The following is a 1,132-nucleotide window of genomic DNA, read 5'->3' as shown; positions in this document are numbered from 1 at the left end:
ACAGCGTGTTGATCGCGGTCGACGTCGATGTGGACAGCGACGACACGCTGCTGTTGGTCGAACTCAGGCCCGTCGACAGCGAGTTGATACCCGTCGACAGTGATGCGACGTTTGTCGCGGTCGTCGTCGACAGGGTGTTGACCGCCTGGTTCGTCGCGTTCAACTGGCTGCCGTTGATCGCGTCCGTGCTGGTGGCCGAAACCTGGCCGGCAGCGACGTTCGTGATCTGGCGTTCCGCACCCGGCGCACCGACGCTCAGGACGCCCACCGGACTGGTGCCGAAGACCGGGTACGTGACGCCGCCGACCGTGACGCTCGACACCGCGACCGCGTTGCCGGTGACCGAGTTCGCGCCGAGCGCGATCGAGTTGGCGACGTTCGCGGTGGCGTTCGAACCGAACGCGAGTGCGTTGGTGGCGCTGGCCGTGGCGCCCGAGCCGTAGGCCTGCGCGCCGATGGCGCTGGCCGTGGCCTGGTTGCCGAGTGCGATCGTGTTGTCCGCGGTGGCCTGGCTCGAGTTGCCGAATGCAAGCGCGCTGTTGCCGGTTGCCGTGCTCGCGTTGCCGAGCGCCACTGCGCCGGTGCCGGTCGCCGTGTCGTTTGCACCCATCGCGACTGCGCCGGTGCCCGTCGCGACGCTCGGGTCGCCGATCGCGACCGCACCGTCGCCGCTCGCGGTGTTGCCCGAGCCGATCGACACCGCCTTGCCGCCTGTTGCCGAAGCGCTTTGACCGATCGCGACCGAGCCGTTCGATTGCGCGTTCGAGCCGTTGCCGACCGCGACACTGCTTGCGCCCGCCGCGGTGGCGCCGACGCCGGCGGCCAGCGAGTAGAGGCCGGTCGCGGCGCTGTTGGCGTAGTTCGCCGATGGCGTACCGCCGTCGTTGACGCTGAAATAATGCGTTTTCGCGGCTTCGATCGCGGTCGAGGTCGACGTGGACAGCGACGTCATCGAACTGTTGGTCGAACTGAGGCCCGTGGACAAGGAGCCGATGCCGGTCGACGTCGAGGTGGACAGCGACAGGATCGTGCTGTTGGTTGAGCTGAGGCCGGTCGACAGCGATCCGATGCTGGTCGAGGTCGACGTGGACAGCGAGGAAATCGAGCTGTTCGCCGACGACAGGCCGGTCGA

1 pseudogene is annotated in these 1,132 nt (G+C 68.0%); it reads right to left on the bottom strand.

The annotated features are described in order from the left end of the window. A pseudogene (locus tag VL15_RS34460) lies at positions 1-1,132 on the bottom strand (hemagglutinin); the annotation flags it as partial.

The sequence above is a fragment of the Burkholderia cepacia genome (assembly GCF_001039005.1).
In the GTDB taxonomy this organism is placed as follows: domain Bacteria; phylum Pseudomonadota; class Gammaproteobacteria; order Burkholderiales; family Burkholderiaceae; genus Burkholderia; species Burkholderia theae.
Note: the sequence above shows the minus strand (reverse complement) of the source record. Positions and strands in the feature narration are given on the sequence as shown.